This is a genomic window from Hahella sp. HN01 (assembly GCF_018986435.1).
GTDB lineage: Bacteria > Pseudomonadota > Gammaproteobacteria > Pseudomonadales > Oleiphilaceae > Hahella.
Window position 1 is genome coordinate 1 of the sequence record NZ_JAHMIN010000063.1, and the last position, 18110, is coordinate 18110.

Here is an 18110-nt window from a genome sequence, read left to right on the forward strand (position 1 = left end):
GATAGGTCGATAAGGACGATACGCGCGGACAGCTCATCAAGGCCAGAGTATTACAACTCGCAAACAGGCCGGATATACGGCAGCAACCTACCTTGTTATCAAAGTCTGAAGCCCTTGCAAAACAGGAGGAGACCATATACGGAAAAGCGCAGCGCCTTCCGACAGCGGCGTTCGAAATAGGCTCCTGATATAGCGCCGAGTAGCGGTATTGCAATAAATTTCATGTTTTTTCTTGTCCTGGTTGCGAGGCGCTGAGTGTCGGAAGGCGCTACGCTTTTCCGACCTACCGAGCTTGCTGTTTCCCCAGGGTTAATCGGTCCAATCTTCCTGTAAAAAGCCTCACCCCCACGATTTCCTGCCCCCTCTTAAACTCAAAAAGAAACACAATTACGCCCTTTGTTTTTGCTCTCATAAAGGCGTTCGTCCGCCAGTTGTAGCAGGGACTCCATTTCGTAGACGCCTTTCAGGGAGCTGAGGGCGGCGACGCCGAAGCTGGCGGTGAATTTGAGTTCGCCGTTTTCGGTGGTCATCACGGAGCGCTCTAGAATGCTGCGCAGTTTTTCTGCGGTGCGGACGCCTTTTTCCAGTTCTGTGTTGGGCAGAACGATGACGAATTCTTCGCCGCCATAGCGGCAGACCCAGTCGACGTTCTGACGCAGGTTTTCCGATAGGGTGTGGGCGAAAAATTTAATGGCGCGATCGCCGATCAGGTGGCCGTGGCCGTCGTTGATGCGTTTGAAATAGTCGATGTCGGCCATGATCACCGATAGCTCGATGTGATAGCGTTTGGAGCGTTTAATCTCCCCAGGGAGTTTGGTGTACAGAAAGTGCCGGTTATAGACGTTGGTTAACGGGTCGCGCTCCGCCAACTGGGCGATTTTCTCTTTTTGCTCTTCCAGCTTGCGATGTTGTTGAATGATGCGCGCGCCGCATTTAACCCGCGCCATCACTTCGCTGGGGGAAGCGGATTTTTTGATGAAGTCGTCGGCGCCGGCGCTGAGTCCTTCCACCACTTCCGCAGAGGTTTCCTTGCCGGTCAGTAGAATGATGTAGTGATAGCCTTGCTCCCAGCGCCGCACCTGCATGCAAAAATCCAGGCCTGAGAACGCGGGCATCATCCAGTCGGTGAGGATGATTGAACAGGGATGGGTTTTCAGGATGTTTAACCCTTCCTCCGCGCTGGCGGCTTTCAGCACTTTATGGCCGGCTTCTTCCAGCAACAGGGAAATGTACTCGCGGAAGAAAAAGTCGTCGTCCACGAGCAGCACTTGCATCCCGGACTGTTGGCCTGAGCTTTCGATTTCTTTCTTCGGCGCGGTTGGCGACTTCATAAAAACGCCCTCAGCAGAGTGATTGTATTCATATTCGTGGCGCCTTAAACAGCGCAGGCTTTTTCGTAAATGGAAAGTAACTTGGGAATGCAGGCCGTGGCGCTGTACTGGCGTGCGACGCGATTGGCGGCGGCGATACGCAGACAACGGCGCTCATAAGGCGTTTGCAGTCGCCATCTTTCAATGGCGTTAGCGAAGGCGTCCGCGGCGCCGGCGCAAATAAACCCGTTTTCGCCATGATCTATCAGCTGTGGCAGGTCGCCGACAGCGGTGGAAAAAACCGCAACGCCGCGGGACATGGCTTCCAGAGCCGCATAGGGCAGGCCTTCCGTGTTGGACGTGATCAACAGCACATCGGCGTTACGCCAGATTTTCTGTTGATCCGGCTCGCTACCGTGCAGCGTCAGATTGTCTGGCGCGTGCGCTCGGAGTGTGGATTCCAGTGAACCTGAGCCATACATATGAAACTCCGTCTCGGGCAGACGGGCGGCGATATCGAGAAAAAGGGAAGGCCCTTTCTCTTTCTCCAGCCTGCCTACAAACAGCACTCGCTTTTGCTCGTTCTCCCAGGGCAGGTCCAGCTCCGGCGCGTCGATAAAATTGTTGACCAGCTCGCTGGCCCAGGGACGCAGTCGTTGTTGAATATCGCGACTGACGCAAATGTTGGTGGAGAGGCACGCGCTTAGCTTATCAATCAATGTATAAAGCCGGAGCTTGCCTGCGCCGCGATCGCCGTTGTGGAACGTCGAGACGCAAGGCGCGCCTGTTGCGGCGCCGGCCAGACGACCCATGACTCCCGCCTTGTAACCGTGGGTATGCAGGACATCGGCGGAAGTCGATTTAAGCAGGTCAATCAGCTCCCGCAAGCCCCGTTTTAGCTTCACAGTCGGGACGCCGCTGGCGGAAAGTTGCTTTTCCAGAGGGTGTGCGCCGTAGTCCGCCAGCAACGCTAAAATCACATTGACGCCATGGGCCTGCAGGCCGGGGGCGAGGTGCGAGATGTGCGTTTCTATGCCGCCGTAGCCACGGCTGTCCAAGGTCAACAGGACAGTTTTCGGCGGTATTGAGCTTTCTGGACTGACATGTAACGGTTGCATTGGCGTCACCTTCGGGTACGTGTTTATACATACTCAGTCAAGATTCAAGCCAGAAGCTTCTGTGCTGATATTGGGCTCTGTTTTTAAAAGGGTTTTAGAGGGACTGACGTAAATTTGAGGCTTGCGAAGTTACGTTGAATAGATGGCGTTTCGGTAAAGCCGCTCCCGATTTGCATTGCAATCCGCCAATGCAAAGTCGCTAAAGGCGGATAAATACAGTGCTGACGGGGCATGTGACTTGGGCATAAAACCTGCTACGGCGGGTAAAGCTAATGTAGGTAAAACACATGCAGGTAAAACTCATGTAGGCAAAACTCATCAGGAAACGAAAGCATGACGGAAAAGCAGACCCGTTACTGGTCGACCACCGGCGCGTTGCTGGTCATAGCGGCCTTGGCGGCTGGCGCGTTTTGGCCGGTGAAGTCCTGGCCCTGGCCTCGCTTTATGGGAGAGCTGATGAATCTCGCGCACCTTCCGGCGGGGTTCATTCTTTATCTGATTACGCCCATGCTGGCCCCTTGGTTGGCGAGACGTCCGCTTGCGCGCATCCTGGCGTTGACCGCTTTGCTGGTCATGCTGGAGCTGGCGCAGCCTCTGGTAGGACGAAGCCGCAGCCTGGAGGACGCCTTGATGGGTATGGCGGGCCTGATGGCGGGATGGCTGTGGGGCGCTATTGGCTTTAGCGAGCATTCGGGGCGGGCGGCGTTGTTTCGCATCCTGGCGATTGGCCTGATGCTGGGCGCGATTTGCTGGCGGGGCGCTGGACTCTGGTGGGTGATGCGACAGAGCCTGGCGTTTCCTGAGTTATTGGCGATGGCGTCGCCGCTGACCACACAAAACTCCTGGCGCGGGTTGGGAACGCCGAAGATTTTGCTGCTGCAGGAAGCGCCTGAAGGAAATGGGCAAGAGGAAAACGGGAAGCAGGCGTTTATTCGGGCGCGGTCAGGAGCTGGGCGTTGGTTTGGGTTTGAGTTCGTCAATCCAGACCGTTCCTGGGGCGGATATTCGCAACTCTGTCTGACCCTAAGAACCCATACTGAAACAGGGAAAGGAAGACTGGTTGTGCGTATTGGCGATGCGGACTCGGTCAACTACAAGAGCAGCGCGACATTTGAGCAGGATATCTACGCCGCCTGGTCGCAACACTGCTTTTCCCTGAACCCGTTGCGCGCAGTGGACCGTAGGAGATTGAACCCTGAGCGTATGCGCGAAATCCTGATCTATATGGCCTCCGGCGAGCAAGTTCGATACTTGGATTTGCAAAGTGCAAGGCTGCAATGACGGTCGCGCCGGGACGGGTTTTAAGCAGGCGTTTCGATAGACAAAACTGATCGGACCCCTGCCTTGACGTAACCTGCGTCCACTTCTACATTCCAAACATACCCCTCCCGAGGATATATCGCGACCACTCATGGAACAGATACTGCTCGCCCGCCAACCTATCGTCGACGCATCGCTGGAAATAGTGGGGTATGAGTTGCTGTTTCGTTCCAATGATCCCGCCGCCGGTCCTATTCTGGATGGCGATAAAGCCACTTCTGTGGTGCTGCTCAATGCGTTTACAGAAAAAAGCATTCAGGAAGTTACTTCCGGCCATCTGGCGTTCGTTAACTTCACTGAACAGTTGTTGATGGAGCCGCCGCCGTTTCCAAAAGACCTGTTGGTCATCGAGATTCTGGAGTCAGTCGAGTCCACTAAGGAAGTCTGTGAGGCCGTGGCGCGCCTGGCCAAACGCGGCTACACCATCGCCCTGGATGACTACGATCTGCATAGCAAACAGGAAGTGCTGCTGGAGTACGCCTCCATCGTAAAGCTGGAGTTTCCGGCGATTCAGAAGGGCGCGTTTAAAGGCTTGGTGGACAAGATCCGTAAACGCAAGAAAGTGCGTTTGCTGGCGGAAAAAATCGAGACGCATGACGACTTCGAATTCTGCCTCAATAACGGCTGTGAGCTGTTTCAGGGGTATTTCTTCAGTAAGCCGGAGATTGTCACCGGTCGCAAAATGCCTCAGAGCAAGCTGGCGGTGCTGCGTTTGATCGCCATGGTGCAGAACCCGGACGCCTCGTTCGATCAGATTGTGAAAACCATCGCCAGCGATCCGCCCCTGAGCGTCAAACTGCTGCAACTGATCAACTCCATTTCGTTCCGGCGTCCGCAACCGATTGACTCCATTCACAAGGCGGCGGTGTTGCTGGGGCTGGAGCAACTGCGCGCCTGGGTGATGTTGCTGGCGCTGTCCGGCATTGAAGACAAACCGAAAGCGCTGATTGTCATTGCGCTGATTCGCGCCCGTATGTGCGAACAAATTGCCGCGACTATCGAACCGGATAAGCGCGACACCTATTTCACCATTGGCCTGTTTTCCACGCTGGATGCGTTTTTTGACCGCACAATCGAGGAAATCCTCAGCAAACTTCCGCTTTCCACGATGGTGATCGATGCTTTGCTTAGAGGCGAGGGCAAGGCCGGGCTGGCGTTGATTACCGTGCGCCTGTATGAACGCTGTGATATGCAGAATATTCCCTGGGCGCAGCTGGAAGAGCTGGGCTTGAACGGCCCCGCTATCAGTAAGCTGTACCGCGACAGCATTGTATGGGCGGACGAGCGTTCCAGTCTGAAAACATAGACGTTGCTGTCGCCGCCATCGCGGCGGGATCAAGCAGATTTCTCCCTGCGCCACCTGCTTTTCTACCCAAGACAGTATTTTCTCCCTCAGATAGACTGCCCGGTTCTGGGCGCTCACTCCTTTAAAAATAATCCGCCCACCAAGCCTGAAAACGCTGATGAGAAGGTATTTAACAATATCGACGCGATGACGCTGTGAGCTTCTATGGAGGCGTGGCGTCGTCTGCAATCGGATCTGAAAGGAATATCGGATTTAATTGATTGGTCGGAGATCCAATATGCGTAAATATCTTTGCAGCGCCGGGGTGGCGCTGTTTCCCTGTTTATTGTCCTTGTCCACCGTCGCCAGGGCGGAACCGGAAGCGCCGCCGGTGAAAGCGGTGCTGGTGAAATACAAAAGCGACGCTCTGGCTCATGGTTTCCGGCGCGCTGCGCCGTTGGCGGGCGTTACCGCCGCTGATCCGGTCACCCGGGATGGCGCTCTGGTGCGTTACGATCTGAATGGCATGACGCCGGAGGCGGCAGTGGCGCACTTCGCCGCAGACCCCGCCGTGGCCTACGCCGAGCCAGATTATCCATTGCGTATGGACGCAACGCCGGACGACCCTGCGCTGGCTGAGCAATGGGCCTTGTTCAACGTCGACGACCGCAACAACGACATTCACGCGTTGGACGCCTGGAATCTGCAAACCGGCGATACGCACGTACTGCTGGGCATGATCGACAGCGGCGTGGATTATCGGCATGAGGATTTGCAGGACAACCTGTGGATCAACCCTGGCGAAATCCCCAATAACGGCCGCGACGATGACGGCAATGGCTATGTGGACGATATCTATGGCGTCAACGTGGTGAACCGTAGCGGCGATCCGATGGACGCCAACAAGCACGGCACCCATGTCGCTGGCATCATGGCGGCGGTGGGCGATAACGGGCTGGGCGGCGTCGGCGTCAACTGGCGCGGCGCCTTGGTCACCTGCGCCTTTATCGACGAGGATGGTTATGGTTACACCTCCGACGCGATTGCCTGCATGGACTACATGGTGGACCTCAAGCGCCGCGGCGAAGCGCTGGCGGCGATCAACAACAGCTGGGGCGGCGGCGCGCCCGGTCAGGCGATGGAAGAGGCTATCCAACGAGTGGAGGCCGCGGGCGTGCTGATGGTGTTCTCCGCGGGCAATGACGRCCGCAACAATGATCATTACGGACACTTTCCCTCCAATTACGACAACCCGGCCATTGTCTCGGTCGCCAGCACGGATCGGGAAGGGGAGTTGTCCGGCTTTTCCAATTACGGCCTGGAAAAAGTGCACATCGCGGCGCCGGGCTCGGATATCTATTCCACCTTGCCCAATCACGCCTACGGCTCTCTCAGCGGCACCTCCATGGCCGCGCCGATGATCACCGGAACCTTGGGGCTGATGGCGGCGCATAACCCGGACCTGGACGCGCAAGCGCTGAAACAGGCGCTGCTGGACGGCGCCGACAAGGTAGCGGCGCTGCAAGGCAAGATTCCCGACGGACGTCGTCTGAATCTGGAAAAAGCGCTGCTGGCGGCGGATGATCGGCCGGGCTTTCGCATCGCCCCGGAAACGGACGTGGTGGATATTCCCCAGGGCGAGATGCGTTCTTTGACGGCGCGTTTGCAGCCTTTGTTCGACTGGAGCGGAATGGCGGACCTGTCCGTCTCACAGCCCCGGGCTGGCGTTTACGTACAGCTGCCCCGGGCCTTGCAAGCCAACGAAAGCGGCGATATGACTTTTAGCGTCGGCGCGGAGACGCCGGTGGGGCGCTATTTCGTGGAGCTTAAAGGCGTGGAAAGCGACAAAGCGAGCCAGCCCTTCAAAAGCGCCAAACGCATCACCGTCAATGTGCTGCCGCAAGGAACGCGGGACTTTGATTACGCCAACGGCGAAGCGACGCCCATTCCTGACCATAATTCCCGTGGGCTATGGAGCCCGATGCTGGTGTCCGAGAATCTGGAGCTGTGGGACGCCGCAGTGAGTCTGGATATCTCTCATCCCTGGCGCGGCGACTTGCTGGTCAACCTGCTGTCGCCGGACGGACGGAGCTTTCGTCTGCGGGAGCGGGGCGGCTTGACGGAAGATGATCTGGTGCGCTCGTATCGACTGCCGCAGATGCGCAATATTCCCTCGCAAGGGCTGTGGTTTCTGCAAGTGATCGACGCCTCGCCGTTCCAGGAAGGCGTGCTCAATCATTGGGACCTGCGCTTGCGCGGGCGTCCGCTGGTTGTCGCGGAGCTGACCGAGCGCACGTTGCAGACCGAAGACGTCACTCTGCCCAAAGGCGAGACCACGGAAGTCGTGCTGCCTCAGCATGCGGTGGGCAAAGTCAAAGGCGTTGCCGTGGATCTGGCGATCAGCGGCGCTTGGTTGGGCGGCTATAAAGTCACTCTGCTGTCCCCGGCAGGCACGGAATACGTGCTGCACGACAAGAACGGCAGCTTCAACGACTACGACCTGCAACTGGCGGATCATTTCATCACGGATTTCCATGACGAAGACGCCGCCGGCGCCTGGAAAATCCAGGTGGCGCGGATAGGTCTGGACGACAAAGCGCTGCTGCGCCATGGCGCCATCAAGCTCTATATCGCGCCTGACTGATGGCGCGTTCGCAGTGATCGCCAAGCCGCCTTAATCGGCGGCTTCGGGCTCTCCGTAATGAAACTTCATGTATTCGCAATCCCAGGAGGAATCGCTCAGGACGCGTCTGACCTGATCGCGACTGAATACATACATGTTGCCCTGATAGTTCTTTTTAAATGCGTCATAGCCCATATCGACGCTCTGCGCCAAGGCGGCTCTGAATTCCTTGGATTTGACTACTTCGGAAATTTTATCGCTCAGCTTGGTTCGATACTCTTCGAGACTCATTGAGTCGACGTCAGACCAATACTTGGGATTATGGATTTCGCAAAATGCCTCAGCCTCGATCTTTAAATTGTGCTTGGACGATTCCGCGCATGCTGGCGTTGCGGCGAGCGCTGTAAAACAGACAATCAAAAAAGGTCGCATTCTTATACTCAATAATTCCTGATTGGTGAAAAAGCCGGCGTCGCCAAGGCGTGTCATCTACACGACAGAGTAGGGCTTGTCGTTTACCTATACTCCTCGTTAAACCCATAAAAATAAACCATGGACGCCTGAGTATTATCGTTGGCGTCCGAGAACGGGAGAAACGGGATGAAAACACTGTCCGAGCATTTGACCCAGTATGCGGCTTATCACCGTGACCGCCGCAATATCGCCACCCATTTTATCGGCATTCCCATGATAGTGCTGTCCATCGCTACGTTGCTGTCGCGGACGAGCTTCGAACTGTTCGGTATAACGGCGACGCCAGCGATGATCGTGGTGATCGCCTCGTTGATTTTTTATCTGGTGTTGGATTTTGCCTTTGCGCTGTTGATGGCGGCCTTGTATGCCCTGACACTATGGGGCGCCGCTGCGCTGGCGGCGCAATCGCAGGTAGTGTGGTTGAGTGCAGGCATCGGATTGTTTGTGGTGGGCTGGGTGTTTCAGTTCATTGGTCATTACTATGAAGGGCGCAAACCCGCATTTGTGGACGACCTGAGTGGTTTGATCATCGGACCGCTGTTCGTGGCGGCGGAAGCCTGTTTCTACTTCGGTTTGCGGCGGGAAGTTCTGCTCTCCATCGAAGAAAAAGTCGGCCCGCCGCTGATACGCGACATGAACGCAACCCATACCGACAGCAAGCGTTTGCATGAATCTTGATCTGGTCGCCCATTGAGCAGAAAACTGATATCCCCCTCACAGATTTGTAACTGGTGAAGGATTAACCCAAAAAGCCCATTGCCCCCGGGCTTTTTTTTAGGCAATTTATGAAAGCGTTTTCATTAACGGAAATCATAGAATTACAAAGGGGGTAATCATGGCGTTTGTACAGGACAACAGGGAATCACCACGGCGTTCCGCCGCCAGGGCCGGGCTGTTTATGTTGTCGGCGCTGTCCGCTGCCATGGCGCAGGCGGATGTCGGCGCGTTGTTGTGGGAAGAAGATTTTGACTCGTTGAACCCTTCCGTCTGGAATGTCGACGAGGGCGATGGCTGTCCGAGCCTGTGTGGTTGGGGCAACCAGGAATTGCAATGGTACGCCAAGGACAATCTGTCCATCGAAGAGATTCCTGCAGAGCCAGGCAATCATGCGTTGGTGATTGAAGCCCGCCGCCAGGATGTCGGCGGCAAAGCCTTTACGTCAGGTAAAATCACCACCAAAGACGCCGTCTCCGTTCGCTACGGCATGATCGAAATCCGCATGCAGGCGCCGGAAGTCGGCGTTGGTTTGTGGCCGGCGGCCTGGATGCTGGGCGCCAGCACCGCCAATTGGCCGGCCAAAGGTGAAATCGATATCATGGAAATGGGCCACAGCGCGGCGGGACGCAAGAACGCCGGGCACGATGGCGCCCCCATCAATAACTACGTCGGCTCCAACCTGATTTTCTATGCGGACTCAGCCTGCGTGCCGGAAAATCCCTCCTGCGCCGCCAGCACCGCCTGGAACACTGACAACGCCTATGTGGCGCCGACGCCGTTGAGCAATCGCTTCGTCACTTATCGTCTGTACTGGACAGAGTCTCAGATCCGCTTCGCCATCGTGGATAACGGCCAGGAGCATGATCTGTACGATAACCCAATCGCCATTGGCGGCGAGGCGGAAGAATTCCAGGCGCCGTTCTACTTCCTGTTGAATCTGGCGGTGGGTGGGAATTTCACCGACGCGCATGACAACGGCCAGATGTCCGCGCCGCTGCCGGGCAAAATGCTGGTGGACTACATCCGCGTGTATGAGCTGGATGGACAAGGCGAAGTCAAACTCGGTCGTCCTGGCCCGGAAACCGGAACCTTCGGCGTGTTTACCGATGAAAGCGCCACCACCAACAAACTGGAAGCCGGCTCTTCATCCGATATCTATGTGTGGGATCAAACCACGTCTGGCGGCTCGGAAGCGCCTTATGAAGGCGACAAAGTCATCTCCTGGAAAGCCAAGGCCAACACCTGGTTTGGCGGCGGGATTCAGGCGCGGCAACCGGTCAATTTGAGCAAGTTTGACGAAGGCGAGCTGAAATTCCGCATTAAGATTCCCGCCGACGTTTCTTTCCGCATCGGCGTGACAGACACCCATACCAACCAGAACTGGCTGGATTTCCCCGCTTTTGAAGACAAATATGGCCTGACCCGTAACGGTGAGTGGGGCGAAGTCAGCATCCCTGTGTCAGAGCTGCGCGGCCCGCTGATTGACCTGCGTTCTATCCAATATCCTTTCGCTATTCTGAGTAAAGACGGTCAACTGCCGGGAGCGGACTTCGCTTTCGCCATTGACGATATTCTCTGGACAGGCGGAGGCGGTCCTGTAGTGGTGGACAGCGATAACGACGGCGTCAACGACAATGAGGACATGTGTCCCGGCACGCCGGCGGGTACGCCAGTCGGCGCGGACGGTTGCCCTCTGGAGCAGGATGCGGACGGCGATGGCGTGGAGGACAGCATCGATCAGTGTCCCAATACGCCGGCGGGCGCAGATGTGGATGAAGTGGGCTGTCAGATCATCGTGACCGATAAGGTGAAAGTGCAGGCGGAAGACTACAGCGCCTTCTACGACACCACTCCCGGCAACAACGGCGGCGCATACCGTGAAGACGATGTCGATATTGAAACTACCTCTGACGTGGACGGCGGCTACAACATCGGCTGGACCGACGCCAACGAATGGCTGGAGTACAGCGTCACGCTGGGCCAGGGACAGTACAGTCTCGACGCGCGCGTCGCCTCCCTGGTGGGCAATGGCAAATATGCCGTATTCATTGACGGAGATCTGGTTGGTTCAAAAACCGTCGACGCCACTGGCGGCTGGCAGCAGTTCGTGACTCAAGAAGTAGGCAGCTTCAGTGTCGAACGCGGGCAGCACACAATGCGGGTTGAGCTGTATGGCGGCGAGCTGAATCTTAATTGGATGGAAATTCGTTCCATGGATGTCATCGACAGCGATGGCGACGGGGTCAAGGACGAGCGGGATCTTTGCCCGGGCACGCCCGCCGGCGACGAGGTGGACGAGAACGGCTGTACAGTGGTGCGAACCGAAAATGTCACCGTGCAGGCGGAAGACTATGACGCTTACTTCGACACCACGCCCGGCAATCAGGGCGGCGCTCATCGTAATGACGACGTGGACATCGAAGTCAGCGGCGATATCGACGGCGGCCACAATGTGGGCTGGATCGCCGGCTCTGAATGGCTGGAGTACAACGTGACGCTGGGCTCTGGCGAGTATGATCTGACGGCCCGCGTCGCCTCCGCCGTGGGCGGCGGTCGCTTCCGCGTGCTGGTGGATGGAACGGAAGTGGGACAGGGCTCCGTCGCCAATACCGGAGGCTGGCAGTCCTATCGCACGCTTCCCATTGGAACTTTCTCCGTGGATCAGGGCGAGCATCGCGTGCGGGTGGAGGCGAGCGTGGGCGAGTTCAATCTGAACTGGCTGAATATTCTCACTCATAGCGATGCGGACAGCGACAATGACGGCGTCGCCGATAATCTGGATCAGTGCCCGAATACGCCAGCAGGAACTCAGGTTGACGCCAGCGGCTGTCCTGTCGGCGGTGAGGGGGGCAGCGTTCGCGTGATGACGTTCAACGTTCGCACGGAGCAGGCGAACGACCCGGGCGAACGCAACTGGAGCCAACGCAAGGGCGAGGTGGTGCGTACGATTCAGCGCCAGAACCCGGAGTTACTGGGCCTGCAGGAGCCAACCGGCGGACAGTATGACTTTATCAAAAACACCCTGGGCGCGAATTGGGGCGCCACCAGCTACCGTCAGATTCTCTATCGCTCCGACCTCTACACCTATGTGGATGGCGGCCTGATTGATCTGGTGGCGGATGTGTGGGGCCCACGCAGCGCGGAGTGGGCGAAGATGCGCCGCAACGCGGATGGCCGTGAGCTGGTGTTCATCAATACCCACTGGGGTGTGGACGGCAATTCCCAGCAGGGCTCCGCCAATATCCTGAGAGACCGTCTGGGTGAGGTGAATCAGAACTGGAGCATGCCGACAGTGCTGTTGGGCGATCTCAACGCATCACCCGGCAGCGGGCCGGTGAATACCCTGGTGAACCAGACCCCGTTGTCCAGCTTCTTCACCGGCGGCACTTTCAACGGCTGGAATGTACAGCCCGGACCTCAGCTTGATCATGTGGTCGGGTCCGGCGTCAGCGCGGTGGGCTGTGCTTTAGAAAAATATCGTGAAGGGGATTATCCGCCTTCCGATCATTATCCAATCGCTTGCGAGCTGCGTTTGCAGTAAGCAGGTTCTCTCCCGTGTAGCCCAGCGCACGCTGAGGATAGCGTGCGCTGGCTGTTACGAACTAAGCCGCGTCGTACTTGGCTTCAATCTCCAGCGCCGCCTGATAACCGGCATGTTTCTCCAACACGCCCTGATAGCGCTGAATATTGGGATACTTGGCCATCGCGCCGCTGCGCTGCATAAAATCCAGAATGAAAGACATCATGATATCCGCGCCAGTGAGCCGGTTATCGACCAGATAGTCCTTGCCTTCCAGAGACTGCTCCAGATGTCCGACTACCTTGCTGATTTCCGACTGCGCATATCCCTGCAGGAAGCGGGTTTCAGTCCCGTCCATATCGAGAAACAGCTTCAGTAGTAACGGCAGAATCGCCGAGCTTTCTGCGAAATGAATCCAGTACAGGTACTCCGCGTATGACTTGCTGTCGCGGACTGGGGACAGTTTGTCCGCGGCGTAGCGTTCAATCAGGAACTCTGTAATCGCGCCGGATTCCGGCAGCACAATGTCGTCCACTTCGATCACCGGGGATTTGCCCAGGGGGTGAATCTGGGTCAATTCCGGTGGCGCCAGCGACGTGGTTTTATCCCGCTGATAGGGAATCACGCTGTAAGGCTGACCGATTTCCTCCAGCAGCCAGATGATGCGGCGGGAGCGGGATTTGTTGAGGTGGTGCAGTTTGATCATGGGATGAAGTCCTGTTCTCTGGGTGTGAGTGACGCAGGGCGTTTAGGGGACAGCGCAGGCTGCATGAGATGGCTCCGCCTGAGCGAAAACGCCCCTGAGTGAGTCAGACGTCGATGTTAAGTGATTGAAAAATTGCGGTAAATAACCATTGGATGTTTTCGGTGTAAATTTTGTTAATCCACGCCCGGCAGGCTTTTTTCCCTCCACTATAATTAAGGTATAGCCGGGAAAGCCTGGAGTTAGTTTTACTACGCGTGAGGCGACGTTCCGGACCACTGCAAAACGTCTCTGCATGGATCATCAACAAGGCCGATGCCATCGGCGGGTGCTGTCTATGAGAGATACCAGAAAAGAGTCCAAGCATTTACCTTCTGTCTATCCATGGTGGCTTTCTCTTCTCATCAACGTTCTGTGGATCGCGGATCTGCAGGCGGTTGATTTCGATACGTTCAAACAGGAAGCGGAGAAGGCTGGGGCGGTGTATATCGCCTATTCTGACGGAGAAGAATTTCATCAGCTCTTTGTCGAGGGGAAGGCCAGTGAGGCGATACATCGCCTGCAGAGCCTGACCCCTGACGACGCCAAGTCCGTCTATGACTATTTCATTCTCGGCAATATGCTTTACCAGCTCGACCCGAACGTCAGCTACAGCTATATGATTCGCGCCGAACGCCTGGAGCCGGACAACCCCATGATCCTCTATGAACGAGGCATGCATGAACATCGCAATAGCCAATTCCAGAGTGCGCTGCGCTATTACGAAAGACTGGTCAGAGCCAGACCAGAGGGACTGAATCCCATCGCCTGGGCTTATATCACCCATGCCTATCTGATGCAGGGGGACGTGGATAAGGCGTTCAACGCCTGGCGTAAATCCGACTTCAGCGAGCATCATATCGCCATAGAAAAAGGCATGTATACGCTGTTCTCCGATAGCCATCAGGAGGCGCGCCGGGAAGCGTTTGTTCGTGATATTGAGGCGGGAGCGGCGGATAAGCTGTGCGACCTGTGGGCGTTGGATTCGAACTGGGAAATAGACTGGTGGAATCAGCGCCCGAAAGAAGATTACCTGGCGTTCGATAGAGCTTTAATCGCCAGGACGGTGACGGACGCCAACTCGCCGCAAGCTGCGCAACTGCGTTTGTGTCAGGATATCGACCGGCTCTCGCAAGGGGAGCTGCTGCAACGATTACAGGCGCTGAAAATTTCACCGCCAGATAACCAATTGCCTGTTTCCGCAACGCTTATCCGCAAGATTTTCGCGCAATTGACCACGTTGAAGGCGGCGACGCCCAGCCAGCTTTTCGACAGGTATGGCGCGCAACTGAAAAGCTACGCGGCGCAGTTCCCTCAAGAGCCGCTGTATTACGACTTGCTGGGATTCTTATACGCCAATGCGGGCAAGAGCGACGCTCTGAAGGAAGTGGACGAATACGGCTGGAAAATTCTCAAGAAGGAGAAGTTCGCCAACAGTTACGTGGTTGGGCTGGGACGGGAAAACAAGGCGTTTATCCCCACGCTCAATGAAGCCCTGCGCGAATTCCCCAACAGCACTTTCCTGAATACGATCTATCTGCAATTCGGGGAAAAGAACAAGCAGACTCTGGCGCGCTATGTGGCGTCTCAGTTCAGTAATGTCAGCGGTTCGACCTACCGCTTGAGCGATTACATGGCGAGCCTGCAGTACGAGATTGAGAACCTGTAGCAGGATCTGAAAGGCGAGTGCGCGTCAGATCGGACGCGCACTCAAGAGGCTAACAACAGGGAGCGTCTGCGCTGACTGAGGGCGATGCGCCGTCAAAGGGAGCCGCGGTTCCGCATCCTTCAAAGATGCCATAGTGTCGGCTAAAGTCCCCGATAAACTGAAAATGATCGGCGAATCGTGTGTCGCTCAGCATACGCCAGGTATTGCCGCAGACCGGGAATACGCGGCCGGTTTCTATCGCATGGTGTTTGTCGAGCATGAACTGATGGGGATGATCTGGAATGGTTCCTTGGTAAATAACCGCCTGACCGTAATCCTCACAAGCGGTTTCCAGTTCGTCTATTTTGTACAGCCTGTAGGTGGCGGAGTAAAAATTAATACTTCCGATACGGTCCGCAAGACTGTTATCAGTAATAACCAGTGGCCTGTCTTCCACTAAACGCGGGTCGGCGAAGCCGGTCTGATGCGCCAGTCGCAGGAAGTCGTTCCAGTACAGCGCGCCGCCCAGACACTCGCCATAGAGGGTGGGGTCTTCCCGCAGGGCGTCGGGAACCCGTCTGTCGGCGTAAACATCCGAGAAGTAAAACTCTCCGCCGGGCTTTAACAGGCGGTGTAATCCGCGCAATACGGACGCTTTATCCGGCGACAGATTAATCACGCAATTGGAGACGATGACGTCAAAAGACCCAGGCTCAAGATCCAGCTCGTCCAGTTTCTCAATATAACCCTGCAAAAAGCGCACGTTATCGAATCCAAACTGCTCTGCATGCCAGGCCTGATGAGATCGGGCGACCTGCAACTGCTCATCCGTCATATCCACGCCGACCACCTGCCCATGGGGGCCCACCAACTGAGCCAGCGCATACACATCACGCCCGGAACCACAGCCCAGATCCAACACCCGACAACCATCCAACAACGGCGGACACACCAGCCCGCACCCGTAATAACGGGCGGACACCTCTGGATGAATCCGCGCCAATAAAGGCTTCAACCAGGCGGGAACACTGCTGACGTCGCAACAGGCGGAAGTTTTCAGGTCAGAGGAACTTTGCAGTTGTTTGCCGTAGTAGTCTTTGACGAGTTCGTGCATCGGTTAGTACCTTTTTATACTCAGTATTGAGTCAACTACGGTTAAACTACAGCTAAGACTTCTCTAATTCCACCATCGACATTATATGGTTTACATCCTGTAGCATACGCTCACTTCTTGCGTCTCTAGAACCTTGTTCAAAGGTGAGCCAAAAACATATGGTGATATAGAAACAATCATTTAACGGGTAGGCCCAATAGTGAGTGATGTCAGGGCCAGGTATTCCCTCACCTACTAAAGAGTAGTGAAGCCAATTAGTCCCATTTATATTCTGTTTTATATAAGTTTCAGGCAAATGAACAAGTCTGTTTGAAGGAACTTCTCCTTTTGTAGTTATATTGTTCTTGAACTCTTCCCTAGCTCTCCAATTGACTCCTCTCTGGTTGCCTTCTCCAGGAGTTTCATAATAGTCCCAATAGTCCCTTTTTAGATAAGCCTCCAAGCTACCTAGGTCATTTTCTGAAATAGAACACTGGCTATTTATGCGATTAATATCTATGTGCATAGAAAACTTGCAAAGTTGGCCGAAAGCACCTTGCAGAAAGAACCCTTTATAGCTCCACCATTGAAACTCCACTCGGGAACATATCCGATTGTACTCTTGTTTCAACTCATAGGATTCAAATATATCTGGATGAAGATTGATATGATTTGGTTTAGGACCAGAAGGGCGCCCGGACTGAATTCTATTAGATGGAAGCCTATAACTTAGACGATGCTCTCCAATGCTAATACATTTATCTGTTAGCTGACTAAAGTCAGGGCCTTTACCTGTTGTAACTGAGTTCAATACTTTTTTCAGCATCAGCTTAGCAAATCGCGCTCTTTGATCATTTGCTCTGCGTAGTCATCGTAACCGCACATCTGTAGATGGCGTAGACTACATTCAAAACCCAAGTAAGGTAGCGTATGAGGACTAGTTTGTACAGGGTGGCCATCTTCGTAAACTAACTTACGGAATTTTTTACAGCGGCTTCTTGATGATTTGGTCAGGTTATTTAACCCTGCCAAATGAGGGACGAAATCGAAAGGGCTTTCTCTGGCTAGTTCAACTATCTCAATACCTGCTTCATTAAATGCTTTCTCAGCTCGCTTCTTCTTGTTGCCTCCAGCATGTATTGCAACTTTCTGACCATCCAAGCGAACTCCCATTTTATTCACCAATTCTACTGCCCGCACAAATATAATACCGCCCTGACTATGGCAAACCCACTTAACCTTCCTGTTTTTTCTTTGGCAGTCAGTTAGTACAGCCGCTAACTGCTTACTAAGCTTTGATGAGCTTATTCTGTCTAGTGCGCACTCAAAAAGGTCTAATGCAACGCCCTGCGTTGGATTGTGAAAGAGAGTGTAAGTCTTTGGATGGTCATCCCAATAAGCTGTATCAAGGTGCACGCCCATTAACCACCTTGCCTTCCTAAGGTCATTCTGCATACCATTAACTGCAGCATGCTCTGTGGTAACCTCAACTTGGGCTCTGGGTTCCCCCCAGGCTCTCTCCAGCGCTCTGACGTCCTCATCGGAAGAGTGTTCATGATAGCGTGTATCAGATACTCTGGGTACTTTGTACAGGCTCGCTACTTCATCTTTAGCAGTGGATTGGCTACCTACTATACTAGGATCAATCTCAATTGAGTTGATAACGATCTTTTCGGAGTTTACGCTGTAAATTAAGCATAAATTACCTGCTGCTGTGATCGACTCTTGCTTGGCGCGCATGGACATAGGTTTTAGTAAAAAACCTGCACTACCTCGACCATAACCACCTTCTGAAACTATTTTATTTATAGCGCGGTAAATTTCTGTCTTCTGATAATCATTAAGATTCATAAGGAAGCTGTTAGCTTCTTTGGTGATAAGAAGCTCCTTGCCGCTCAGCTTTCTACGTAGTCCCCAACGCGAAACGGGGTTTTCTAAAGGGATTAGCTGGTGGTGGTCTGGAAGGTTGCGTTCTTGCATGTGTAGTTCCTATTGGGACAGAAAAGAAGAACCATCCTAACGATTAAATTTGGTGTTCCAATAATCCATGTGGCTTGACCAATGTGGCCTATGGGGAGAACCCTAGGCGCGAAGCTTCTCAACTAGTGTGATTATTAATCCGGCATCGATATAGGCATTCTATGCCGCATATTTGATGCTTGGGTGGTTAAAGTATTTTTTCACCCTCGAAGGCTTCTTTTGCAACATACACATATGGGATCGAACTTTCTTTTTGAGATCCCCTTTCTTTCGTGCCGGC

Annotated in this window: 13 protein-coding genes; 6 read left to right on the forward strand and 7 right to left on the reverse strand. The window is 54.7% G+C overall.

Annotated elements, in window-relative coordinates; genetic code table 11:
• Positions 1 to 371: 371 nt before the first annotated feature.
• Both KP814_RS30775 and KP814_RS30780 read right to left on the reverse strand, forming a co-directional pair.
• Entirely contained in the window at positions 372 to 1331 is a 960-nt protein-coding gene (locus KP814_RS30775; RefSeq protein WP_216740379.1) for a diguanylate cyclase, read from the reverse strand.
• Positions 1332 to 1375: 44 nt separating this feature from the next.
• A complete protein-coding gene (locus KP814_RS30780) occupies positions 1376 to 2428 on the reverse strand; it encodes a glycosyltransferase family 4 protein (RefSeq protein ID WP_216740380.1) in 1053 nt (350 codons plus the stop codon).
• Positions 2429 to 2761: 333 nt separating this feature from the next.
• Between KP814_RS30780 and KP814_RS30785 the strand changes: the two genes are divergently transcribed.
• The 3 genes from KP814_RS30785 to KP814_RS30795 all read left to right on the forward strand — a co-directional run bounded on the left by KP814_RS30785 (position 2762) and on the right by KP814_RS30795 (position 7677).
• Positions 2762 to 3709, forward strand: a complete 948-nt coding sequence (locus KP814_RS30785) for a hypothetical protein (protein WP_216740381.1) — start codon at positions 2762 to 2764, stop codon at positions 3707 to 3709.
• 130 nt (positions 3710 to 3839) lie between these two features.
• Positions 3840 to 5054 carry an EAL and HDOD domain-containing protein gene (locus tag KP814_RS30790; protein ID WP_216740382.1) on the forward strand — a complete coding sequence of 405 codons (1215 nt, stop codon included), beginning with the start codon at positions 3840 to 3842 and terminating at the stop codon, positions 5052 to 5054.
• 277 nt (positions 5055 to 5331) lie between these two features.
• Positions 5332 to 7677, forward strand: a complete 2346-nt coding sequence (locus tag KP814_RS30795; RefSeq protein ID WP_216740383.1) for a S8 family serine peptidase — start codon at positions 5332 to 5334, stop codon at positions 7675 to 7677.
• Between the two features lie 30 nt (positions 7678 to 7707).
• Here the strand turns inward: KP814_RS30795 and KP814_RS30800 are convergent, their stop codons facing one another.
• Positions 7708 to 8088: a hypothetical protein gene (locus tag KP814_RS30800; protein ID WP_216740384.1), complete on the reverse strand. Its 381-nt coding sequence runs from the start codon at positions 8086 to 8088 to the stop codon at positions 7708 to 7710.
• A 168-nt stretch (positions 8089 to 8256) separates the two neighbouring features.
• Between KP814_RS30800 and KP814_RS30805 the strand changes: the two genes are divergently transcribed.
• Complete coding sequence (locus KP814_RS30805; protein WP_216740385.1) at positions 8257 to 8808, forward strand: DUF962 domain-containing protein; 552 nt, start codon at positions 8257 to 8259, stop codon at positions 8806 to 8808.
• Positions 8809 to 8965: 157 nt separating this feature from the next.
• Complete coding sequence (locus tag KP814_RS33280; protein WP_305858287.1) at positions 8966 to 12388, forward strand: carbohydrate-binding domain-containing protein; 3423 nt, start codon at positions 8966 to 8968, stop codon at positions 12386 to 12388.
• Between the two features lie 61 nt (positions 12389 to 12449).
• Here KP814_RS33280 and KP814_RS30835 read toward each other — a convergent pair whose 3' ends face one another.
• A complete protein-coding gene (locus tag KP814_RS30835) occupies positions 12450 to 13073 on the reverse strand; it encodes a glutathione S-transferase family protein (RefSeq protein WP_216740386.1) in 624 nt (207 codons plus the stop codon).
• Positions 13074 to 13407: 334 nt separating this feature from the next.
• On the opposite strand from KP814_RS30835, the gene KP814_RS30840 reads away from it, so the two are divergent.
• A complete protein-coding gene (locus tag KP814_RS30840; RefSeq protein WP_216740387.1) occupies positions 13408 to 14778 on the forward strand; it encodes a hypothetical protein in 1371 nt (456 codons plus the stop codon).
• A 49-nt stretch (positions 14779 to 14827) separates the two neighbouring features.
• On the opposite strand, the gene KP814_RS30845 is transcribed toward KP814_RS30840, so the two are convergent.
• From KP814_RS30845 to KP814_RS30855, 3 genes are read right to left on the reverse strand one after another with little or no spacing between them, the layout of a single operon-like run.
• Positions 14828 to 15871 carry a methyltransferase domain-containing protein gene (locus KP814_RS30845; protein ID WP_216740388.1) on the reverse strand — a complete coding sequence of 348 codons (1044 nt, stop codon included), beginning with the start codon at positions 15869 to 15871 and terminating at the stop codon, positions 14828 to 14830.
• Positions 15872 to 15923: 52 nt separating this feature from the next.
• A complete protein-coding gene (locus KP814_RS30850) occupies positions 15924 to 16676 on the reverse strand; it encodes a hypothetical protein (RefSeq protein WP_216740389.1) in 753 nt (250 codons plus the stop codon).
• Positions 16676 to 17830: a hypothetical protein gene (locus KP814_RS30855; protein ID WP_216740390.1), complete on the reverse strand. Its 1155-nt coding sequence runs from the start codon at positions 17828 to 17830 to the stop codon at positions 16676 to 16678. The genes KP814_RS30850 and KP814_RS30855 overlap by 1 nt, the downstream gene beginning before the upstream one ends.
• Positions 17831 to 18110 lie beyond the last annotated feature (280 nt).

What these genes read in the sequence shown, in the direction of transcription:
- KP814_RS30840 (WP_216740387.1), top strand. Translation starts at nt 13,408, where the DNA reads ATGAGAGATACCAGAAAAGAGTCCAAGCATTTACCTTCTGTCTATCCA.
- KP814_RS30780 (WP_216740380.1), bottom strand. Translation starts at nt 2,428, where the DNA reads ATGCAACCGTTACATGTCAGTCCAGAAAGCTCAATACCGCCGAAAACT.
- KP814_RS30835 (WP_216740386.1), bottom strand. Translation starts at nt 13,073, where the DNA reads ATGATCAAACTGCACCACCTCAACAAATCCCGCTCCCGCCGCATCATC.
- KP814_RS33280 (WP_305858287.1), top strand. Translation starts at nt 8,966, where the DNA reads ATGGCGTTTGTACAGGACAACAGGGAATCACCACGGCGTTCCGCCGCC.
- KP814_RS30845 (WP_216740388.1), bottom strand. Translation starts at nt 15,871, where the DNA reads ATGCACGAACTCGTCAAAGACTACTACGGCAAACAACTGCAAAGTTCC.
- KP814_RS30850 (WP_216740389.1), bottom strand. Translation starts at nt 16,676, where the DNA reads ATGCTGAAAAAAGTATTGAACTCAGTTACAACAGGTAAAGGCCCTGAC.
- KP814_RS30775 (WP_216740379.1), bottom strand. Translation starts at nt 1,331, where the DNA reads ATGAAGTCGCCAACCGCGCCGAAGAAAGAAATCGAAAGCTCAGGCCAA.
- KP814_RS30855 (WP_216740390.1), bottom strand. Translation starts at nt 17,830, where the DNA reads ATGCAAGAACGCAACCTTCCAGACCACCACCAGCTAATCCCTTTAGAA.
- KP814_RS30785 (WP_216740381.1), top strand. Translation starts at nt 2,762, where the DNA reads ATGACGGAAAAGCAGACCCGTTACTGGTCGACCACCGGCGCGTTGCTG.
- KP814_RS30790 (WP_216740382.1), top strand. Translation starts at nt 3,840, where the DNA reads ATGGAACAGATACTGCTCGCCCGCCAACCTATCGTCGACGCATCGCTG.
- KP814_RS30805 (WP_216740385.1), top strand. Translation starts at nt 8,257, where the DNA reads ATGAAAACACTGTCCGAGCATTTGACCCAGTATGCGGCTTATCACCGT.
- KP814_RS30800 (WP_216740384.1), bottom strand. Translation starts at nt 8,088, where the DNA reads ATGCGACCTTTTTTGATTGTCTGTTTTACAGCGCTCGCCGCAACGCCA.